General features: G+C 37.8%; 21 protein-coding genes and 1 riboswitch. Of the genes, 12 read left to right on the top strand and 9 right to left on the bottom strand.

Annotated elements, in window-relative coordinates; genetic code table 11:
• The first annotated feature begins 140 nt into the window (after positions 1-140).
• The 9 genes from CHRYMOREF3P_RS23750 (at position 141) to CHRYMOREF3P_RS23710 (ending at position 6,147) form a co-directional block, all read left to right on the top strand.
• Positions 141-554: a hypothetical protein gene (locus tag CHRYMOREF3P_RS23750; RefSeq protein WP_180565690.1), complete on the top strand. Its 414-nt coding sequence runs from the start codon at positions 141-143 to the stop codon at positions 552-554.
• A gap of 178 nt (positions 555-732) precedes the next feature.
• The gene (locus tag CHRYMOREF3P_RS23745) at positions 733-1,080 is read left to right on the top strand and encodes a DoxX family protein (RefSeq protein ID WP_180565689.1); all 348 of its coding nucleotides are present in this window, start codon (positions 733-735) and stop codon (positions 1,078-1,080) included.
• A 125-nt stretch (positions 1,081-1,205) separates the two neighbouring features.
• On the top strand, positions 1,206-1,523 hold the full coding sequence (locus tag CHRYMOREF3P_RS23740; protein ID WP_232539095.1) for a hypothetical protein: 318 nt from the start codon (positions 1,206-1,208) through the stop codon (positions 1,521-1,523).
• A 157-nt stretch (positions 1,524-1,680) separates the two neighbouring features.
• Positions 1,681-2,283, top strand: a complete 603-nt coding sequence (locus tag CHRYMOREF3P_RS23735; protein WP_180565687.1) for a Crp/Fnr family transcriptional regulator — start codon at positions 1,681-1,683, stop codon at positions 2,281-2,283.
• A gap of 64 nt (positions 2,284-2,347) precedes the next feature.
• Complete coding sequence (locus CHRYMOREF3P_RS23730) at positions 2,348-2,968, top strand: hypothetical protein (RefSeq protein ID WP_180565686.1); 621 nt, start codon at positions 2,348-2,350, stop codon at positions 2,966-2,968.
• A gap of 13 nt (positions 2,969-2,981) precedes the next feature.
• The gene (locus CHRYMOREF3P_RS23725) at positions 2,982-3,383 is read left to right on the top strand and encodes a DoxX family protein (protein ID WP_077414560.1); all 402 of its coding nucleotides are present in this window, start codon (positions 2,982-2,984) and stop codon (positions 3,381-3,383) included.
• A 139-nt stretch (positions 3,384-3,522) separates the two neighbouring features.
• The gene (locus tag CHRYMOREF3P_RS23720; protein WP_180565685.1) at positions 3,523-4,434 is read left to right on the top strand and encodes a PhzF family isomerase; all 912 of its coding nucleotides are present in this window, start codon (positions 3,523-3,525) and stop codon (positions 4,432-4,434) included.
• 79 nt (positions 4,435-4,513) lie between these two features.
• The gene (locus CHRYMOREF3P_RS23715) at positions 4,514-4,855 is read left to right on the top strand and encodes a YciI family protein (protein WP_077414562.1); all 342 of its coding nucleotides are present in this window, start codon (positions 4,514-4,516) and stop codon (positions 4,853-4,855) included.
• A gap of 32 nt (positions 4,856-4,887) precedes the next feature.
• Entirely contained in the window at positions 4,888-6,147 is a 1,260-nt protein-coding gene (locus CHRYMOREF3P_RS23710; protein ID WP_180565684.1) for an RNA polymerase sigma factor, read from the top strand.
• A 22-nt stretch (positions 6,148-6,169) separates the two neighbouring features.
• On the opposite strand, the gene CHRYMOREF3P_RS23705 is transcribed toward CHRYMOREF3P_RS23710, so the two are convergent.
• Positions 6,170-6,814, bottom strand: coding sequence for a DUF1062 domain-containing protein (locus CHRYMOREF3P_RS23705; RefSeq protein WP_077414566.1), 645 nt, complete (start codon positions 6,812-6,814; stop codon positions 6,170-6,172).
• A gap of 521 nt (positions 6,815-7,335) precedes the next feature.
• On the opposite strand from CHRYMOREF3P_RS23705, the gene CHRYMOREF3P_RS23700 reads away from it, so the two are divergent.
• Positions 7,336-8,751 carry an aldehyde dehydrogenase family protein gene (locus tag CHRYMOREF3P_RS23700; protein ID WP_180565683.1) on the top strand — a complete coding sequence of 472 codons (1,416 nt, stop codon included), beginning with the start codon at positions 7,336-7,338 and terminating at the stop codon, positions 8,749-8,751.
• Positions 8,752-8,879: 128 nt separating this feature from the next.
• On the top strand, positions 8,880-9,677 hold the full coding sequence (locus tag CHRYMOREF3P_RS23695) for a helix-turn-helix domain-containing protein (protein WP_077414569.1): 798 nt from the start codon (positions 8,880-8,882) through the stop codon (positions 9,675-9,677).
• A 1-nt stretch (position 9,678) separates the two neighbouring features.
• Here the strand turns inward: CHRYMOREF3P_RS23695 and CHRYMOREF3P_RS23690 are convergent, their stop codons facing one another.
• On the bottom strand, positions 9,679-10,389 hold the full coding sequence (locus tag CHRYMOREF3P_RS23690) for a hypothetical protein (protein WP_077414571.1): 711 nt from the start codon (positions 10,387-10,389) through the stop codon (positions 9,679-9,681).
• 194 nt (positions 10,390-10,583) lie between these two features.
• Positions 10,584-12,887, bottom strand: a complete 2,304-nt coding sequence (gene metE, locus CHRYMOREF3P_RS23685) for a 5-methyltetrahydropteroyltriglutamate--homocysteine S-methyltransferase (RefSeq protein ID WP_180565682.1) — start codon at positions 12,885-12,887, stop codon at positions 10,584-10,586.
• 173 nt (positions 12,888-13,060) lie between these two features.
• A riboswitch (cobalamin riboswitch) is annotated at positions 13,061-13,247 on the bottom strand.
• A gap of 195 nt (positions 13,248-13,442) precedes the next feature.
• Here metE and CHRYMOREF3P_RS23680 point away from each other — a divergent pair.
• Entirely contained in the window at positions 13,443-13,904 is a 462-nt protein-coding gene (locus CHRYMOREF3P_RS23680) for an Lrp/AsnC family transcriptional regulator (protein ID WP_047375447.1), read from the top strand.
• Positions 13,905-13,988: 84 nt separating this feature from the next.
• Here the strand turns inward: CHRYMOREF3P_RS23680 and CHRYMOREF3P_RS23675 are convergent, their stop codons facing one another.
• The 6 genes from CHRYMOREF3P_RS23675 to CHRYMOREF3P_RS23650 all read right to left on the bottom strand — a co-directional run bounded on the left by CHRYMOREF3P_RS23675 (position 13,989) and on the right by CHRYMOREF3P_RS23650 (position 21,570).
• Positions 13,989-14,771 carry an enoyl-CoA hydratase/isomerase family protein gene (locus CHRYMOREF3P_RS23675; protein WP_077414575.1) on the bottom strand — a complete coding sequence of 261 codons (783 nt, stop codon included), beginning with the start codon at positions 14,769-14,771 and terminating at the stop codon, positions 13,989-13,991.
• A 67-nt stretch (positions 14,772-14,838) separates the two neighbouring features.
• Positions 14,839-15,723 (bottom strand): 3-hydroxyisobutyrate dehydrogenase, encoded by an 885-nt coding sequence (mmsB, locus tag CHRYMOREF3P_RS23670; protein WP_180565681.1) that lies wholly within the window; start codon positions 15,721-15,723, stop codon positions 14,839-14,841.
• A 91-nt stretch (positions 15,724-15,814) separates the two neighbouring features.
• A complete protein-coding gene (locus tag CHRYMOREF3P_RS23665) occupies positions 15,815-16,912 on the bottom strand; it encodes an enoyl-CoA hydratase/isomerase family protein (protein ID WP_180565680.1) in 1,098 nt (365 codons plus the stop codon).
• Positions 16,913-17,229: 317 nt separating this feature from the next.
• Positions 17,230-18,390, bottom strand: coding sequence for an acyl-CoA dehydrogenase family protein (locus CHRYMOREF3P_RS23660; protein ID WP_180565679.1), 1,161 nt, complete (start codon positions 18,388-18,390; stop codon positions 17,230-17,232).
• Between the two features lie 98 nt (positions 18,391-18,488).
• On the bottom strand, positions 18,489-19,985 hold the full coding sequence (locus CHRYMOREF3P_RS23655) for a CoA-acylating methylmalonate-semialdehyde dehydrogenase (RefSeq protein ID WP_077414583.1): 1,497 nt from the start codon (positions 19,983-19,985) through the stop codon (positions 18,489-18,491).
• A 133-nt stretch (positions 19,986-20,118) separates the two neighbouring features.
• On the bottom strand, positions 20,119-21,570 hold the full coding sequence (locus CHRYMOREF3P_RS23650; RefSeq protein ID WP_180565678.1) for a bifunctional 2-methylcitrate dehydratase/aconitate hydratase: 1,452 nt from the start codon (positions 21,568-21,570) through the stop codon (positions 20,119-20,121).
• Positions 21,571-21,630 lie beyond the last annotated feature (60 nt).

Genomic DNA, 21,630 nt, shown 5'->3' with positions numbered 1-21,630 from the left:
CTACTATTTTAACATATTATTAATTTTTTATAGTAAAAATTTAACCTAACCTTCACTAAAACAGGGTACAACAATGTAATGCCGGGCATAGTATTTGCTGTTTGTACAGGACTATATCATCACCTAAAAATCAAAATATCATGAACGTAGCAGATTTAAAAATCAAGAACTTGGTGGAGTATAATAATCAGATTTATATAATCTCCGAGATCTTTCACAATGTCGAGCAGGCTTATTTTGTTAAAATTGAAAATGATATTCAAAGTATCTCAGTCCCGGCAGCTTCTATCAGACCTATTAAAATAACAGAAGAATGGCTTGAAAAACTGGGATTCTCAAGAACGTACAGTTCGGATAAGAGTATACGGTACGAAAGACCGGAATCTTTTATAAAATACGATATAGACCTGAGTTCCAGAAAAATACTGGAAGGTCTGAAAATATATGGGAACGCTATAAAGTGCAGGTACATCCATGAGTTTCAGAATATTTTCTCAAGCCTGTTCGGAAAAGAAACAGCTTTGCATTATGGTTATTTGAAAACAGAATCGTAGTTTAAATGGTTCTAAAGCTGTAGAAGACCACAATTTACAAGTTAAATTGTGGTCTTCTTTTTAGAATAAAGCATACAGAATCCACATCTTTTTCATTTATAATAAATTCCGAAAACTTCACCATTGATATATCATTAATTTCATTGATATTTGTATTAATAATATAAAAAACACATCAATGATTCTAAAGATTATTAATTCTGCATTGATTCTATTTGCTGTCTTTATGGGCTTCAAACAAGGAATTGCTATGATTTCCGGTAAACCTGAAATGACAGAAATGTTCGGAAAATGGGGATTTGACAAAACAGGACTTATGATCAACGGAGCGTTTACTATACTGGCTTCTGTAATGATTTTATTTCCAAAAACATTTGTCTGGGGAAATTTTCTGATGGCAGCCGGCATCCTTTTGATTATCTGTTTTCAGCTTTTAAATAAAGACCTGAAAGGTGCTATGATAGAACTTCCTTTTCTTTGTCTGAATCTGCTTATTATTTATCTGCAACATCCTCTTAAAAGCTAAAACCAATGAGAGCCTATAAGTTAATCATCATATTCCTGACAGGCTTCTCCTGTATAGCCTGTGGACAAAACACAAACAAAAAAAAACAAAATCAAGAACCACAACTTTCAAAAAAACAACAAATAATGGACTTATCAAAAATAACAGACCCTGAAGTAAAAAAAGCCATAGAAGCTTTACAAAACGGTGATAAAAGCTGGTATAGCTTCTTTACAGAAAATCCTGCAATGACAGACGACGGTAATTCCATAGATTTCAAATCTTTCTTCTCCAATGCTCTGGGTAATGAGATGTTTCTCAGCATAGACCGCGTAGAAAATGATGGAAAAAACATATATGGTAATTTTAAAGCCGGAAAATGGGGAACATTTCAGACTTACTTCAAATTCCATAAAAATGCAGAAGGGAAATTTGATAAACTGGATATCGGACAGGCCAGATAAATTCTTTTTTTACTTAAAAAAGTATCATTTCTGACTTCAACTGTGTTCTTTCAACTGAGGTTAAGCCTTTGTTCTTCCTGCAATTTTTAATATTTATGTAAATTTGCACCCGTAGTTCGCCCTTACCATAATCGTTGGGAACAGAACTCAATACCTCATGACAGATACAGATACTATACTTTTACAGCTGATAGAACATTTTAAGGAAATCGTTTCTTTAGAAGATAAGGATATTGATTGCATTACTTCAAAATTAGAAATTATACAGCTCAAAAAGAAAGAGTATCTGCTTCGTGAAGGACAGGTTTCCAGACACATGCGCTTCATTGCTAAGGGAAGTCTGTTCGCCTATCATATTGATGAAAAAGGAAAAGAAAACACCACCCAGTTAGGTATTGAGAACTGGTGGGTAAATGATCTGTACAGCTATCTGAGCGAATTACCTTCAAGAATGTTTATTCAGGCTAATGAAGATACCACGATTATACAGATCAGTAAAAGTCATTTGGAAGTATTATACAAAGAAGTTCCGGCCATTTCAGAATTCTGGCGCCTGAAAATGCAATCTGCGTATGTTACGTTACAGGAAAGAACTTTTGAGCATTCAAGGGTTGATGCCTATACTAAATACCGGACATTCGTCACAACCTACCGCAATATTGAGCAGCGTTTTCCTCAATACATGATTGCTTCCTATCTGGGAATCACAGTAGAATACTTGAGTTATCTTAGAAAAAAACACCTGTTTGACCTTTCTTAAGATTTCTTAAGTTTATTCCGTTCCAGCCCGAATAATTTTGCTCACAGAATTTAATGAGTGAAATATGAAGGCAAAAATCATCACAATAACAACTCTTGCATCAGCTTCCCTGAATCTGAATGCACAGAAACTTTCCTATACTCCCGATCTTGTTTTAGGACATCGGTCGTATACCTATATGCATAATGTCAATTATCAACTGAATGAACAGCTGAAATTGAACAATCTTACTTTGTTTGATACAGAATACACCAAAGACAAAGAAAATATATTTTTTATCAGAAATACCCTCGCTTATAGCTTTACCAGAAGACTTAGCGCCAATGCGGCATTTGGAATGAAAAATCCAGGAGCATTTTTCAGTGCTTATCTGCAATACAAAATCATCCAGTCCAGCTATTCTCTCTCCTACTCTATTGGAACTACCTACCAGAAAGGGTTTTCGCTGGAACAGTCTATATCATTTGAATATACTCCTTATCTCACAGAAAACCTTAAAGGATATTTCAGTGTACTGGCAATTGGAAACCTGGATGACAGTGGGTATCCCAGAGGACTCCAGTTTATCAGAATTGGTGTAAAACAAGATAAAATGATGTATGGACTCGCTTCCAATTTTGATCAGTTTAACAACGGAAAAAAGACCCTGGAAAATATCGGGGCATTTATAAAATATAACTTTTAAATAATTATAAGAAATGAAAAAGAACATTGATTTAGGAATGCTTATCTGCAGAATAGCCATCGGATTTCCCATGTCGGTTTACGGAATCAGCAAACTGATCCATGGAGTTGGATTTATTAAGGATATGATGGCTATGCATGGTTTACCATCTTTCTTTGCATATGGGGTCTTTGCAGGAGAAATTATAGCTCCTGTTATGCTGATTGTGGGATTCAGGGCCAGACTGGCTGGATTAGTTTTTGCAGTCAATTGCTTCACAGCCACTATTCTTGCACAGACGGCTAATATTTTCAAACTTAATGAATTCGGTGGGTGGGCTTTGGAATTACTGGTGATCTATATGCTGGTAAGTCTAAGCTTTTTCTTTACAGGAGCCGGGAAATATGCAGTTTCTACCCAGAATAAGTGGGATTAAAATACCTTGAAATTTTCTATTCACTAATTGATAAATCAGGATCTCCGGATTCTGATTTATTTTTTTGCCAAATGACAATAAAACAGGCATCGGATCACCGGTTTCATTCCGTATTTTTACAGTAAACTTAATCACCCATATGAAAGAAGTTATCGTCTACCAAATTGATTCTTTTACCAAAGAGAAATTCAAAGGAAATCCTGCAGGAGTTGTATTAAATGCTGAAAATATGACGTCTGAAGAAATGCAGCTCGTTGCCAGAGAGCTTAATAATTCTGAAACTGCATTTGTTTTCAGGTCTGATAATCCCAAAGAAAATTTTGATTATCAGGTCAGATATTTTACCCCTACTACAGAAGTTCCATCCTGCGGACACGCTACCATTGCTGCGCTTTACGCAAAAGCTCAGGAAGACCACCTGGATTCCTGCATCGTTAAAATCAAAACACAAATCGGAATATTACCAATTCATATAGAAAGAGAAAACAATGATTATCTCATCACCATGACACAGGGAAAATTTGAGCTGAGCCCAGCTTTTGATACTTCAATGACCCAAAGAATTGTGCTTGCCCTGGGACTGACAATGGATGATCTTGATGAAAAATGTCCCGTACAGATCGCTTCTACAGGACATTCAAAAGTAATAATCGGTATTAAAAGCAATATGACCTTAAATCATCTGGTTCCTGATCTTGCTGCTTTGACAAAGCTCAGTAAAGAAATTGGCTGTAACGGATATTTTGTATTTACTTTCGATACAGATGAAAAAGAGATATTAACCCATGGAAGGATGTTTGCACCCGCTATCGGTATTTCCGAAGATCCGGTTACCGGAAATGCAAATGGTCCTCTGGGAGGTTATCTTATTCAGAACAAGATCAGAGAAACTGCTGCTGATATTTTTGAATTTACCGGAAAACAAGGGGAAGCCATCAACAGGATTGGTGAAGTAAAAGTACAAGTTAGCGTAAGAGACAGCCAACCCGATATCATCCGTATTACCGGAAATGCAGTATGTGTTTTCAGAACTACTATGAATTTGAAATAATTCTGATATTTATATTAAAACAATTGTCCCCATTAAGGAAAATTGGTCGTCATCAAGATGAATCAAAAATTTGAATACAATGAAAGAATTCTTATTAGTCTTCCGTGCAGACTACAAGTCTATGCCCAAGACATCACCGGAACAAATGCAGGCCAACACTCAGAAATGGATGAACTGGATCACAGGAATTGCTGCGCAGAATAAACTGGCAGACAGAGGAAACCGCCTGGAAAATACAGGACAGGTTGTAAAATCCGACGGAATAATTTCTGATGGTCCTTACACTGAGATTAAAGAATCTATCATGGGATACACGCTTATCAATGCGGAATCTATTGAAGAAGCGACTGCTTTATGTAAAGAATGTCCTATCCTGTTATTTGGGGGAAGTGTAGAAGTAAGGGAAATCAGTAAATTGTAATAACTACCTTTGATACAGTCTTTTCATCAACCATGACCAATCCGAATGAAATAACGCCGCATTTATTCAGAACCGAGTACAGTAAAATCGTTGCTGTACTTTGCAGAAGTTTTGATATCAAACATATCGAAATTGCAGAAGATATTGCCAGCGAAACCTTTCTGAAAGCTTCAGAATATTGGGTGGTAAACGGACTTCCTGATAATCCTGCAGCCTGGCTTTATACAGTGGCTAAGAATAAAGCAAAAGATTATTTCAAGCACCTTTCCATTATTGAAAAAAACAAAAAAGAAGAGGTAAGAACCACCGAAAAAGAATATCCAACCCTAGATTTCGATACCAAAAATATCTCTGACAGCCAGCTGGAAATGATTTTTGTAACCTGTAATCCTGTCAATTCCCAAGAAGCTCAAATATGTCTGGCTCTTCAGATTCTCTGCGGCTTCAGTGTGGAAGAGATCGCCAATGCTTTTCTTTCTAAAACCGAGACTATCAAAAAACGTTTGCAACGGGGCCGGGAAGCTCTCAGAACACACCATTTTACAATAGATTCTTTAAGTGAACAGGATATTCACCAGCGATTGGAAACGGTGTTGACTACTTTATATTTATTGTTTAATGAAGGCTATTTTTCCAGAACGGATAACCTTTTAATCCGTAAAGATCTTTGCCTGGAAGCCATAAGACTTACCCTGATTCTTACTGACAATCAGTTTACCAACATCCCGAAAACCAATGCACTGCTGGCTTTGATGTGTTTTCAGAGCTCAAGGCTTGATGCCCGGACCAATGATGAAGGAGAAGCCATTCTTTTTGATGAGCAGGACGAAACATTATGGGATAAAAATTTGATTGAAAAAGGCAATTATTACCTGATAGAAGCCTGCCAGGCCAACAATACTTCTGTTTCAAAATATCATCTGGAAGCAGGTATTGCATATTGGCATACTTCATCTGCCAAAGATAAATGGCAGCAAATTTTAAACCTGTACAATCAGCTTGCTATCATTGAATATTCTCCGGTTACTGCCTTAAACAGAGCTTTTGCTTTTTCCAAAGTGTATGGAAATGAGATTGCTTTTCCTGAAGCAGAAAAGCTTAATCTCACCGGCAACGAATATTATCATGGGCTGCTGGGATATTTATATTCTGAAATCCATCCGGATCAGGCGATTTATCATTTTGAAGAAGCAATCCGTCTGACCAAATCAAAGCCGGAAAAACAGACTTTACAGAAACAGGTTAATCTTTTAAAACAAAGTAAATTTCAACATAAAAAAGCCTCCCGATAATCATCAGGAGGCTCTTCTTTTATTATTCATCTGCGGTTTTGAGAAATAATTCCTCTTTCCCAATAAGATAGATGTCGATCAGCGCTTTTGTGTTGATGTTAACAGTATCACCGTTTTTAATCTTGTATTTCTTCTGTAAAGGTTTTCCGTTAAAATAAACTGTACCTGAATCAAGCAGAAGGTTCAATTTAGATGACGAAAGACCTAAGCATGTCCTGATAACAGTTGAAGCTCTTACGTTAAAATCAAAAGAACATTGTATCTGAAACGAAATGATTTCACCGTCCATATTGATCAGATCTTCAACAGGAATGGTATTGTATAGAATTTCATATGCTACGCTTTCCAGATCTGCTTCTACATTATTTTTCTTTCTTATTTCCTGTGAAAAAGCATATTCCCAGGCAATTTCCGTATCGTTTTCTGAAAATTTATTGAACAGTTCTTTACTGACAGATTCTGTTCTTATTCTTGAAAAAACAGTCATGTTATAGGTGTTGCTGCATTTTACACATCGGTAAATCAACCATATATCTATATTCTTTTTTTGAGCATTCAATCTGAATTTATCGCTGCAATAAAATCTGTCACTGTTACAATGATTGCATTTCTTTTTTAGTAAGGGAGTATTTTTCGCTTTTACCTCCCAAATATGTTTTGTACTCATTACTTATAATCGTGCTTGCTATTCTTTGTTGGATTTTTTCCATATTATTCACGCATTACAAGAAGGTTGATACATCTGAGATTTACCCACAAACTATTCTTAAGGTATAATTTGAACTGTATTTCAGTCTTTTAAAATCATAATGATGAAGACAAAAACAACAGATATAGCTGCCTTTGGCAGGCAATGCAATACATAATATGATGAAATGAAAACCTGTTCGGGTAGAATTACCCAAACGAAAGAACGATCAGCCTGTGGTTACGGAGACTGATACTAAGCAGTAATAAGTTTAAGTGTTGTTCTCAAAACGACTATTTACTTGGTTATGATAAAAGTAGTCAATTTCAGGGAAGAACGGGTCATTTTTTCATATTAATTCAAAAAAGAAAAACAAACAGCTTATATTTCCCATACAAATTGGTCTCTAAAAATGAACCATACAACAAATAAAAATTGAACCATACAACAAACCTGTCCTTTCTGTTTCTGACGAACTTTGTCATATTAAAATCATCAAAATGAAACAGATTAATAAAATTTACATCAACGGTGAATTTGTTACACCGAATGGAACAGAAACATTTGACCTTATCAATCCTACGACCAATCAAAAAACAGGAGAAGTTGTTCTGGGAAATGAAGAAGACACCCGAATGGCCATCGCTGCAGCGAAGAAAGCTTTTACAACCTTTTCAAAAACTACAAAAGAAGAACGTATCGGTTTACTTCAAAAACTGCATGAAGCTGTGAGCAAGCGGGAAAATGAACTGATTTCTGTGATGGTAAATGAATATGGAGGAACCCTGCAGTTCTGCAGAATGAGTGTTCAAAATGCAATTTCAGCCTTTACAACAACCATTACGACTCTGGAATCATATGACTTTGAAAAAACAGTCGGCCATTCTAAAGTACGTTTTGAATCTTTGGGAGTGGTAGGAATCATTACCCCATGGAATGCCAGCAACAGTTTTATCTGCAACAAACTGGCTACCGCTATTGCCGCCGGATGTACAGCCGTCATCAAACCAAGTGAAATGAGTGCTGCACAAACTCAGCTGCTTACTGAATGTTTCCATGAAGCCGGTTTGCCTGCAGGGATATTCAATATTGTAAATGGGTTAGGAAATGTAGTAGGTGTAGAAATTACCCAGCATCCCGATATCGCAAAAATTTCTTTCACCGGATCCACAGTTACAGGAAAAGCTATTGCCAAAGGAGCCGTAGATACTATGAAAAGAGTAACTCTTGAACTTGGCGGAAAGTCTCCGAATATCATTCTTGAAGATGCCGATCTGGAAAAAGCTATTCCTATGGCTGTTTTCGGAGCCTATATGAACAACGGACAGGCTTGCATCGCTCCTACCCGCCTGCTTGTTCCTATCAACAGATTGAATGAAGTGAATGAACTGGCTAAAAAAGCGGCGGAACAGGTAAAAGTGGGAAACCCTAATGAAGAAGATACCCTTGTAGGACCTATGGTAAGCACCAAGCAGTTTGAAAGAGTACAAAGCTACATCCGTCTTGGTCAGGAAGAAGGCGCAACGCTGCTCGCAGGTGGTGAAGGTAAACCGGAAGGTCTTGAAAATGGTAATTTTGTAAAAGCAACCATCTTTACCAATGTTCGTAATGATATGCGTATCGCTCAGGAGGAAATCTTCGGGCCGGTACTGTCTATCATTCCTTATGCTAATGAAGAGGAAGCGGTTGCTATTGCCAATGACACCACTTATGGTCTGGCAGCTTACATCAGTTCTTCTGATAAAGAGCATGCAGAACGTATTGCTGCACAGATTGATGCCGGAAGAATCTGTATCAATGGATTTTCACATGATCCTTATGCTCCTTTCGGTGGGTTTAAGCAAAGTGGTATCGGCCGTGAGTATGGTGTGTTCGGATTGGAGGCTTATCTTGAACCCAAGACCATTCTTGTCTGATATTAAAATCCTCAGAGTCTGTGCAATAGCAGGCTTCGAGGATTTAAACAATATGTAATCCATTATTGATACTAAAAAAGTTTTGTAAGTTTGAAAAAAGAATCGATCAAGAAATAACTGTCTGAGCCATGAGCGAAAATAATATTCTTTTACCTATCAATTACTCCTGTCATTTTTCAGAATTCAGGGAAGGAGAACAATTTGCACGAATCCATAGTCTGGGACTGGTTATTTCCGGGGAAATGGAACTGAATGACGGTACCACAAAGACGATATTTAAAGAAGGGGAACTTTATTCTGCAAGAAAAAACCGTCTCCTGAAGTTTGCAAAATACCCTCCTAAAGATGGAGAGATAAGAACGGTAACCATTTATTTTGATGAAGCCATCTTACGTGATTTCAGCCGTGAGTATGGATATCAGGCAGAGAAGAAGGATAATATTCCGGCTTTTATAAAACCGGATCAAAAGGCATTAACTTCTTTTATGTACTCTTTACTGGCCTATGAAGAACTTCCTGCTTCTACAGAACTTCTGCGTCTCAAACAGAAAGAAGCTTTACTTCTGATGCTGAGTGATGATCCGGGTCTTAAAGATATTTTATTTGATTTTTCTGAGCCTTACAAAATAGATATTGAAACTTTTATGAACAAAAACTTTCATTTCAATGTCAATGTAGAACGATTTGCTTATTTAACAGGGCGAAGTCTGTCTGCCTTTAAAAGAGATTTTCAAAAGATATTCGGGATACCGCCAAGACAATGGCTGCAGCTTCGGCGATTGAAGGAAGCTCATTTTCTGCTTACCCAAAAAGAGAGATCGGTTTCCGATATTTATCTGGATTTGGGCTTTGAAAATTTATCTCATTTCTCCTTTGCATTTAAAAAGCAGTTTGGCTATCCACCAAGCTCATTACAGGCAAAATAACTTAGACTTCATCTAAAAAAATGTATCTGAAAGCGATGATCACCAGAATGACAACAGCTATTGTAATAATTTTCACTTTCATATCGCTTTTAAGGTGGTCAGGAGCATAGCGTAATGTTTTCTCATCAAGATAAAAATCCTTGTAAACCTCAGAATCAATTTTGAGATCGGGGCGAAAAGTCTGTACTCCTTTCAGAAAATGTCCAATAAGATCATACCGGTTTTTAAGTGGAATCACATCCAGATTGATCAGTTTCTTTTTGGGTTTTCCGGTTTCATCTTTTTCATGAACATATAGATTTTTTCTGAAATTACTATATTTTCCGAGATTCTGAGATTCTGAATAAATATCTTTTGTATAGGAGTCCTTGCTTTTGATCAAATCCTGGTATTTAATTTCTGACAGTATTTTCTCTTTTCTGTTGAGAAACAGGATTCCCTGATGATTGATCAGCAGACCACTGATTTTCTCATCCTGATTTCTGATCATTTGATAAGCCAGCCACCCTGCCAGCAGGCCAGTAATCAAAAAGAATAAAAAGAAGATCATGTCAGATGCGGTATCTGTAGAAGTATGTGAAACAGCATCAATAAAAAATCCCAGTAAAACAACAGCAATGACCGCAAAAAGAATGACAATACTCCATCTTATTCTGGCTATGTATTCCGGGCTGTAGGTTTCTGATCTCATTTCAGAAAATGATTCTTTCATATTTAAGGTTATCAGTTTTTCAATGTATTTTTAAGACTCATATCTGTCAAAATACATCGGGCAGCAAAAATACTATATAAAAATGAATAGAATATTAAATGATCACCCTATTTTTATCCTTTTAAAATAACAGATCGTGCTATGAAAATCATAACACGATCTGAATTGTTGAATATAATTATTTTAAAGTTTTTTTAAAGTGCATATTCTACGGAGGCTTCTTTAGCCGCGGCCACCATTGCAATCAAAGCTTTTTCTGTTTCTTCCCAGTGTCTTGTTTTCAGTCCGCAGTCCGGATTTACCCAAAGCTGATTGGCAGGAATTACGTTTTGAGCTTTTCTCAACAGTTCAATCATTTCTTCTTTTGACGGAACCCTTGGGGAATGGATATCGTATACTCCGGGACCAATTTCATTCGGATATCTGAAATCTGCAAAAGCATTCAGCAGTTCCATCTGAGAACGGGAACATTCTATGGTAATCACATCTGCATCCATATCAGCAATATTTTCAATAATATCATTGAATTCCGAATAGCACATATGGGTATGAATCTGTGTAGCATCTTCCACTCCGCTTGCTGAAATTCTGAAAGCTTCTACGGCCCATTTCAGATAGTTCTGCCAGTCTGTCTTTCTTAACGGAAGCCCTTCTCTTATCGCAGGCTCATCAATCTGAATAATTCTGATTCCTGCTTTTTCAAGATCCGCAACCTCATCACGGATAGCCAGAGCAATTTGCTTACACGTCTCTGAACGGGGCTGATCATCACGTACAAAAGACCATTGTAAGATCGTAACAGGACCTGTGAGCATTCCTTTTACCCATTTTTCAGTCTGGGATTGTGCATATTGGGACCAATATACCGTCATTGGTGTCGGGCGGGAAACATCACCGAAGATCACAGGAGGCTTTACACAACGGCTTCCGTAGCTTTGTACCCAGCCATTTTTTGTAAATACAAAACCTTCCAGCTGCTCTCCGAAATATTCCACCATATCATTACGTTCAAATTCCCCGTGAACCAATACATCTATCCCTATTTCTTCCTGCCAGTTAATCGTTCTCTGGGTCTCTTCTTTCAGTAAGGTATCATACTGCTCTGCCGTCAGCTCTCCTTTTTTGAATTTTGCTCTCCAGCTTCTTACCTCAGTGGTCTGCGGGAATGACCCAATGGTTGTTGTTGGGAATAAAGGAAGCTGCAGTACTTTCTGTTGTTCTTCTTTACGGATTTTGAAAGTATTTATCCTTTGAGCATCTTTTTCAGTAACCGCATTTGCTCTTTGCTTCACGTCATCATTATGAATAAGAGAAGATGTTCTTCTGCTTGCAATTGCTTTTTTATTATCTTCAAAAGCGGCAAGAATCTGTTTATTCTCTGTTCCGGATGCCAGTTCTTTAAGCGTTACCACTTCTGCCACTTTTTGTTTGGCAAAAGCCAGCCAGTTTTTAATTTCCGGATTAAGTGTGGTTTCAAAATCCAGATCACAAGGTGAATGAAGTAATGAAGAGGAAGGAGCAATTAAAACCCTTTCAGATCCTAATTTCTCAACTGCTTTTTGAATGAAAGACAAAGACTTTTCATAATCATTTTTCCAGATATTTCTTCCGTCAACCACACCCAATGAAAGGCCTAAGCTTTCCGGAATGACATTCAGAATATCATCTAACTGTTCAGGGTTTCTAACCAAATCAATGTGTAAAGTATTCACAGGAAGTGATACCGCAAGTGATCCATTATCTTTTAATCCGTCAAAATAAGTGGCAATAATAAATTTCAGTTTCGGAAAGCGTTTTCTTATTTCGGTATAAATAAAATGATATGTTTCTTTTGCTTTCTCCGTTAAATCCAATGCCAGAAAAGGTTCATCAAACTGAATCCATTCTGCACCCTGCTCCTGAAGTTTTGTTAAAATCTCTGTATATACGGAAAGAAGGTTTCCAGCGAGATCCAGTTTATCAAATCCTTCTTCTTTCTCTTTTCCTAACAACAGATAAGAAACTAGTCCGATAATGACCGGTTTTGCATTGATTCCTGCCTGCTTTGCTCCTGCAAATTCATTGAAAATTTTATCTGAACTCAGTTTAAACTGTTGATTTTTATAAAACTCGGGAACGATATAGTGATAATTGGTATCAAACCATTTTGTCATTTCCATCGCTGTGATATCCAGTCCTTCTTTCTGATATCCTCTTGCCATGGCAAAATAAAGATCCAGCTCAGAATTGTTTTTTTTAAGCACTACTTCATGATAACGTGTGGGAATTGCCCCTACCACAAGACTCATATCCAATACCTGATCATAATATGAAAAATCATTACAGGGAATAAGGTCTATACCGGCTTCTTTCTGAATGTTCCAGTTTTGGTTACAGATATTTCTGCCCGTATTCAGAAGTTCTTCCAAAAGGATTTTACCTGACCAATATTGCTCGCAGGCTTTTTTGAGTTCTCTTTTGCTACCAATACGCGGATAGCCCAGAATGTGAGTTTGCATTTTTTTTACTTTTTAATTAAACTTAATGGTAAAGTCTTTTAAAAATGCTTCGTAATGTTTTAACGGATAAAAATTTCAGGATCATGATATAACAAACAATACAATTCCCTTACAGAGAAAGTGTATAAATCCGATATATCATCTGTATGACCCAAAGCTTCAGACCGCGAAAGCATCGTCAATTCAGTAAAGGCAGGTCTCCTGACTTGTAACAGTTTCCATCATCCTTCCCGCTTTTGGCAGTGGATATATAAGGACAGAAACCTTTGGTATGTTACTTACAGTTGCGCGACAGCTCGTGATTCTCACACGATTCCCTATTAATCTACGTTACGTAAAACCTTTCCTGTTTGATGAAGTATCTCTAAAGAACTGTACTTTTACCTGTAATGATAGTCATCAGTAAAAGTTTTTAATCTTGTGTAAAATTAACAATACAGAATAAACACACAATAAAAGCTAATTAATTAAGCAAAATAAACTTTAAAAAACACAGTAAAAAGCATATAATTCTTTACATTTGACTGTTTTTATAATCTAAAAGAATAATATTCTGTGGAACAACTCGATGATAAGGATGTACAGCTGCTGAGGCTGCTCCAGAAAAATGCAAAACTGACCGTTAAAGAGCTTGCTAAAGAAGTGAACCTCTCCACTTCACCTGTTTTTGAAAGAGTAAAAAGATTGGAACAGGAAGGGTTTGTGAAAAGATATGCCGCTGTTCTTGATGCTGAAAAACTCAACCGTGGGTTTACGGTTTTCTGTCAGATTAAGCTGAAAATTCACGACCGATCTGTAGGTTATGATTTTGTGAAAGAAATTTTAGAAATTGAAGAAGTTGCAGAATGCTACAATATTTCCGGAGATTTTGATTTTCTTCTGAAAGTTCAGGTACGGGATATGAAACATTACCAGGATTTTGTGTTTAATAAACTGGGATCTGTAGATTCTATAGGGAGCACTCACAGTACGTTTGTCATGGCTGAGGTGAAAAACAATCATGGAATCACCATATAATAAAAATGGAAAATTGAGAATTGAAAATGGAAAATGATACTTAACTTAAACCATGCTATTTTCAATTCTCTATCTTCCAATGTATTAATTTCCTTTAAAGTCCGGGGTTCTTTTTTCTATAAATGCCCCGATACCTTCATGGTGGTCTTCTGTTGTAAACAACTCTCCGAATAATGCAGCTTCCTGTTTTAACCCATCCGTAATGTGCAGTTCAAATCCTGTATTTAAAGACTGTTTTGCTTTTGCCACAGCTACAGGTCCTCTTGCGGCAATTGTTTCTGCCAGTTTTTGAGCTTCGTTGAGTAATTCTTCGGGCGCAAAAACATGATTGACAAAACCAAAATCTTTACAAGCTTCTGCGGAATAAAATTCTCCGGAGAAAACCATTTCCCTTGCTTTGTATAATCCGATAGCTCTTGGCAGACGCTGGGTTCCGCCAAAACAAGGCAATAATCCTAATGTCACTTCAGGGAGTCCAAATTTTGCTTTCCCGCTAGCCAGGATAATATCACAGGATAATGCCAGTTCACACCCTCCTCCCAATGCAAAACCGTTCACAGCAGCTATCACAGCAAACGGAAGTTCTTCAATAGCATTAAAAGCAGTTTGTGCAGCAATAGAAAAAGTCTCTGCTTCTGCGGGAGTCATTTGCTGCATGGCTTTAATGTCAGCCCCTGCAACAAAAGCTTTTTCCCCGGAACCGGTAATAATTAATACTCTGATATTTTTATCTGATCTTATCTTGCTGGCAAATGATTTCAGTTCCTGTAAAACCTGTTCATTCAAGGAGTTTAATGCCTGCGGACGGTTTATCGTCAGCGTTCCGACAGGTCCGTTTTGTTGATATAATAATGTTTCGAAAGTCATTTTTTTAATTGATAGTTGATAATTATTAAAAAGTAATCATAGACAGTATTTACCTTCTATTCAATTTTTAAAGGTCTCTGTTTAGAAATTGAATAATACTTGAAAAGTCTGTTTTTCCATTTCCGGATTCGCTCCACATTCTGTACAAATTCAATGCGGTATTGCCAAGAGGTGTAGATGTTTTGGTTTCCAAACCCGCTTCTGCAGCAAGGCCCAGATCTTTTGTCATCAGGTCTACGGCAAAACCACCAGAATAATTACGGGAAGCCGGAGCATTTTCCATTACTCCCGGATAGGGATTATAAACATCCAAGGACCAGTTTTTCCCGGAACTCTTCTGCATAATCTCACTTAAAACCTGAGGATTAAGACCATGTTTCACCCCCAGATTGATAGCTTCTGAAGTTCCGATCATGTGAATGGCCAACAGCATATTATTACAGATCTTAGCAACCTGACCCGCCCCGGATTCTCCGGCATGAAATATATTCTGTCCCATACACTTGAGTATCGGCCTGGCTTTTTCGTAGTCTTCCTGTTTACCACCCACAATAAAGGTGAGTGTACCTGCCTGAGCTCCGGCAGTTCCTCCGGAAACGGGTGCATCTATCATTCTGCAGCCTTTTGAAGCAGCAAGTTCAGCCACTGTACGGGCTGTAACTGCATCAATGGTACTGCTGTCAATTAATAATGTGTTTGGTTTCAGGCTGCTCATAAAATCTTCTGAATAAAGATCAGCTACGTGTTTTCCGGAAGGCAGCATTGAAATCACTACATCTGCATCCTCAGAAGCGGCCACAGCAGATCCTGCAGCCTTTCCTCCTTCTGACACCAGTATTTTCAAAGCTTCCTCCGAAAGGTCAAAACCCACAACGTGATGACCTTTTTTGATCAGGTTAATAGCCATTGGCCCACCCATATTTCCTAATCCTATGAATGCTATATTTGACATAATTTTTAGTTTAAAGTTTAAAGTTGAGGGTTCAAAGTTCTCTATTGATTAAAAACATCTATGAATGTCATAAAAGTCTTATTTTCAATACTTAAATCTCCATTCTCAATGTTTCATTTTCCATTTTCAATTCTTTAAAGTAAGAATCTATCCATTCTTCCGTAATCTCTTTCCATGTTGCGGGATGCCATTTCGGAGACATGTCTTTGTCTACCAATAATGCTCTTACTCCTTCTGCAAAATCAGGGTGGATACAGCACTGACACGACAGATTCAGTTCAGATTGAAAAACCTCTTCAAGGCTTAGATCTTTACCTTGTTTCAATTGTCTGAAAATAATGTGCGCTGAACTTGGAGATCCGGCTTCAAAGCTTTTCACACCGTTATTAATCCATTCATCTTTATCATTATGGCTGATCAATATTTTTCTGAAATCTTCCAGAGAGTTGATTTCTTCAAACTGCTTGATAAAAGAAGCGTGTAATTCCGCCTGAGACTCAGGAATAATGACTTCTTTTGAAATATTTTCGAGAATATGGGAAACAGTTTTATGAGATGCTCCGTCCCAGTCTACCTGTTGAAGGGCATTCAGAACAGTTTCTTTTGAGGAAGATTCTATAAAATAATCTGCCAGTCCTAAGAATTTACAATCTGCTCCATCCAGTCTTGCGCCTGTTAATCCTAAATAAACTCCATAGGCGGAAGGCATTTTATTCAAAAAGCAGGTTCCCCCTACATCAGGATACAGTCCAATTGTAATTTCAGGCATTGCCAGTTTACTTTTTTCTGTAACGATGCGGTGTGAGGATCCTACCATTAAACCAATTCCGCCTCCCATAACGATTCCGTGTCCCCAGACGATGACAGGTTTTGGATATGTATGAATGGCATAGTCTACCTGATATTCTTTTGAAAAGAAGTCGAAACAGTCCTGTGGAACCTTTGAAGCATCTACTTTACGCTGCGCAATAATAGCATCATGTAATTTTCTTACATCACCACCTGCACAGAATGCTTTTTCGCCAGCTCCCTGAAGGAATATACAGGCTACTTCATCAGAAGTCTTCCAGTTTTCCAAGATAACTTTCAGTTCTTCTATCATTTCCAATGACAGCGAATTGAGGGTTTTCTCAGAGTTCAGAGTAATAATCCCGACCTTATTTTTTATTTCTGTTATAATTACACTCATGGTATTTAATTAAAAATTGAGAGTTGAAAATTGAAAATTATTATTAAAAAGTTGTCTAAACTTTATCAAACCACAAAAGTCACAAAAGTTTTAAACACTTAAGTTTCTTTAGTGCCTGGCTTTATGGATAAAAAGTACACCTAAGTTTTGTGAAAATCTTTGACTTTCATCTTATGTGAGCTTTTCTGAGACATCATTTTAGCCTTACTTAAGTGAACTAAAGTGTTTTAAAATAAAAGCTTTTGTGTCTTTTGTGGTTAAAATAATTAATAATAAAGTTTAAACAGCTTCTAAGTTAAATATGAAAACTCTGTTTATCATCTTATTTGTAAAGTGGCTCCTTCTTCAAGGATCTTTCTTGAAATCACGAGTTTCATAATTTCATTGGTTCCTTCCACTACCTGATGTACTCTGGCATCACGCATCAGCCTTTCAACCGGAAAATCCTGTGTACAGCCATAGCCGCCTAAGATCTGAAGGGCCTCGTTGCATATATTAAAGCTCATATCCGTAGCCAATCTTTTCGCCATGGCACAATAAGTAGTGGCATTGGGATCTTTGGAATCAAGCTTAAATGCTGCCAACTGTACCATTTGACGGGCTGCGACCAACTCCGTCACCATATCTGCAATTTTAAATTGAAGAGACTGAAACTGGGCCAAAGATTTTCCGAACTGCTGCCTTTCATGCATATAGCGCTGAGCCTGATTGATTGCTCCCTGTGCTGCTCCTACGGAACATGTGCCAATATTGATGCGGCCTCCGTCCAATCCTTTCAGAGCTATTTTAAATCCTTCCCCTAATGTACCTAAAAGATATTTCTCTTCTACTTCCACATGATCTAAAAACACAAAACGGGTCGGCTGTGTATTCCAGCCCAGCTTTTTTTCTTTTTCTCCTAAACTGATTCCCGAAGCATCTGCAGGTACTACAAATGCACTGATTCCTTTGGTGCCAGATTCTCCCGTACGGGCCATGACAATTAATATATCACTTTCACCTGCCCCGGAGATAAATGCTTTGGTTCCATTAATACTATATTTATTTCCTTTTTTGACGGCTGTTGTTTTCAAACCTGCTGCATCTGAGCCTGAGCCTGGTTCAGTAAGGCAATAGGAGCCCAAGAGTCTGCCTGATGCCAGATCCGGACATAATTTTTTCCTGATTTCATCAGTTCCAAATTCATCAACCATCCATGAAACCATGTTGTGTATGGTAATATAGGCTGTAGTAGAAGGACATGCTGCTGCTAATTCTTCAAATATAATGGCAGCATCCAACCGTGATAGTCCCAATCCTCCGGCTTCTTCACTGGTGTATATACCACAGAAGCCCAATTCTCCGGCCTTAACAATAGCTTCTTTGGGAAATTTCTTTTCAGCATCCCATTCTGAAGCATATGGAAACAGCTCTTTTTCAGCAAACTTTCTCGCAGCATCCTGAAATGCCAGCTGATCTTCATTTAGGTTAAACTCCATAGTATTAAATTGAAAATTTATTTGAATTGAGAATGAATAATTGAATGTAAAAAAATGGATCATTGAGAAGGCTAATTATCTCAATTATCCGTTTTACATTATTTTAAGTTGATGGTCATATTCACACTTCCTCCCGGCACATCTTCTTCAAACCAGCGGGCGGTAATGGTTTTGGTTTCGGTATAGAAACGAACGCCTTGTTTTCCATAAGAGTGCAGATCGCCAAAGAATGATTTCCGCCATCCCGTAAAAGAGAAAAATGGCAGCGGAACAGGAATCGGAAGGTTGACACCAATCTGCCCTACTTCAATTTCATGCTGGAATTTTCTTGCAGCGGCTCCTGAATTAGTAAAAATTGAGGTTCCGTTTCCGTATGGGTTTTCATTAATGATCCTTATCGCTTCATCTAAGGTTTCTGCCTTTAATAACAGCAATGCCGGCCCGAAAATTTCTTCTTTGTAGATGTCCATATCCACAGAAACACTGCTAAATAAGGTAGGGCCTACAAAATATCCGTTTTCATAGCCTTCTACGGTATAGCTGCTTCCATCCAGGAGGACTTCTGCTCCCTGATCGTAGGCACTTTTGATCAACCTTACTACTTTCTCTTTAGATTGCTTATTGATCAATGGGCCAAATGCAGCTGATTCATCAGACCAGACCCCTGGCTTTACTGTACTTAAAGCAGTTTTAATATCTTCTATCCAATTTTGAGACTCTCCTACCAATACAGCCACACTGATCGCCATACAACGCTGACCGGCCGCACCACAGGAAGCTCCTACCAGATTATTAATCACCTGACTTTTATTGGCATCGGGCATAACTACCATATGATTTTTAGCTCCGCCAAAAGCCTGAACTCTTTTGAGATTATCGGTTCCGGTGCGGTAGACATGTTCTGCAACCGGTACAGAGCCTACAAATGAAATAGCCCTGATGTCGGCATGATTCAAAATATGATTTACCTGATCTTTGGTACCGTGAACAATATTTAAAACACCTTTAGGAAAACCTGCCTCCAAAAACAGTTCTGCCATTTTCATGGAGGTCATAGGAGTCTGCTCTGAAGGTTTTAAGATAAAGGTATTACCGCATGCTATCGCCATAGGAAACATCCACAAAGGAATCATGGCCGGGAAGTTGAAAGGAGTAATTCCTGCACAGACCCCAAGAGGCTGAATGTAACTGTAGGTATCTACTCCTCTTGCTACGTTTTCTACTGTTTCCCCCATCATCAGGGTCGGAATATTACAGGCATGCTCTACGACTTCTATGCCGCGCCAAACATCTCCCATAGCATCTGCAAAGGTTTTTCCGTTTTCTTTGGAAAGGATTTCCGCAATTTCTTTTTGATGTTCTTTTAAAAGATGCTGGTATTTCAGAAATAGTCTTGCTCTTTCCGGAGTGGCAACTTCTTTCCATATTTTGAAAGTTTCTGCAGCGGCTTCAATAGCTTCATCTATTTCAGACAATTCCGTGAGAGGAACTTCTGCCAGAATCTCCTGTGAAGCAGGATTTTCTACAGGAAGATAGTTTTTCGTTTTACTTTCTGTAAAATTTCCATTGATTAATATTTTTATTTTTTGTGACATAATTTTTTAAATTAAAATGGAGCATTGAAAGTTTTAATCATAAAAATGAGAATGGAGAATTGATCATTTCCAAAAAAAATATCGACTATTCTTTAAAAACATTTTGATATTCAATTCTCCATCTCTTTTGATTTTAAATGACTAAAAAATCTACAAATTCATTGACGTTAAGATTCACTAATGTGTCATATTCCAATGAATTTTCAAGGATTGTTCTTTGTTGTTTTTCCGGGAAAATACGGGCAAGATTGACTTTATATTTCTTGATCAGTTCAGGAATACCTTCGTCTCTTCTTCGTTTGTGACCAATAGGATATTCTACCACTATTTCGTCTAAAACAGTTCCGTCATTAAGTTCTACCGTCATCGCATTGGCAATGGAGCGTTTTTCCGGATCATGATAATCTGCAGTAAACTGAACATCTTCCACACATTCAATTTTGTCACGAAGTACATCAATTCTTGGATCTGAAGCGATGTTATCTTCGTAATCGGCAGCGGTTAATCTTCCATAGATCAATGGTACAGCTACCATATATTGGATGCAGTGGTCACGGTCAGCAGGGTTATTTAACGGACCTTTTTTGTCAATAATTCTAATAGCAGCTTCATGGGTACGGATGGTAATTTTTTCGATATCATTTGTTGTTTTTCCAAGGCCTCTTAAAGTTGCGTGTAATGTCATTGCGGCTTCTACTGCAGTCTGCGAGTGAAATTCGGCAGGGAAAGAAATTTTAAAGAGTACATTTTCCATTACATAAGAACTGTATTCTCTCTGGAATTTGAATTCATTCCCTTTGAAGGAAACATCATAGAATCCCCATGTTTTTGCTGTCAATACAGATGGATAGCCCATTTCTCCTGTTTTTGCAATCAGGGCAAGACGTACTGCCCTTGAGGTAGCATCTCCTGCCGCCCATGATTTACGGGAACCTGTATTGGGAGCGTGACGGTAAGTTCTTAAAGACTGTCCGTCCACAAAAGCCAGTGACACGGCATTGACAATTTCATCACGGTTTAATCCGACCAGCTTTCCTACAACTGCTGTGGAAGCTAATTTTACCAATAAAACGTGATCCAGTCCTACTTTATTGAATGAATTTTCCAATGCCATTACGCCCTGAATTTCGTGAGCCATGATCATTGCTTCCAGTACCTTCTTCATTTTTAAAGGTGATTTTCCTTCTGCAATATTTGTTCTGGATAACCAGTCTGCGGTCGCCAGAATCCCTCCAAGGTTATCAGAAGGATGTCCCCATTCTGCTGCCAGCCATGTATCATTGAAGTCCAGCCAACGGATGATCGCTCCGATATTGAACGCTGCCTGAATGGGATCCAGCTGGAATTGGGTACCCGGTACTTTTGCGCCGTTAGGAACTACTGTCCCTTTTACCACAGGTCCTAAAAGTTTTGTACATGCCGGGTAAGTCAATGCTTCCAGCCCACAGCCGATTGTATCCAGAAGACAGTAGTGAGCGGTCTTCCATGCTAAGTCATTTTTAATTTCGTAATTTAAAACATAGTCTGCAATGTCTGTTAATACCTGATCGGGTTGTGGTCTTTCGTTTGAGATGTGTGAACTCATTTTTTATTATTGAAAAATTTTAATTAATTAAAAGTTAAGAGTGGAAAATTGAAAATGAAT

Source organism: Chryseobacterium sp. JV274 (assembly GCF_903969135.1).
In the GTDB taxonomy this organism is placed as follows: domain Bacteria; phylum Bacteroidota; class Bacteroidia; order Flavobacteriales; family Weeksellaceae; genus Chryseobacterium.
The sequence above is the reverse complement of the archived record's forward strand: the minus strand, read 5'-3'. Positions and strand labels throughout refer to the sequence as shown.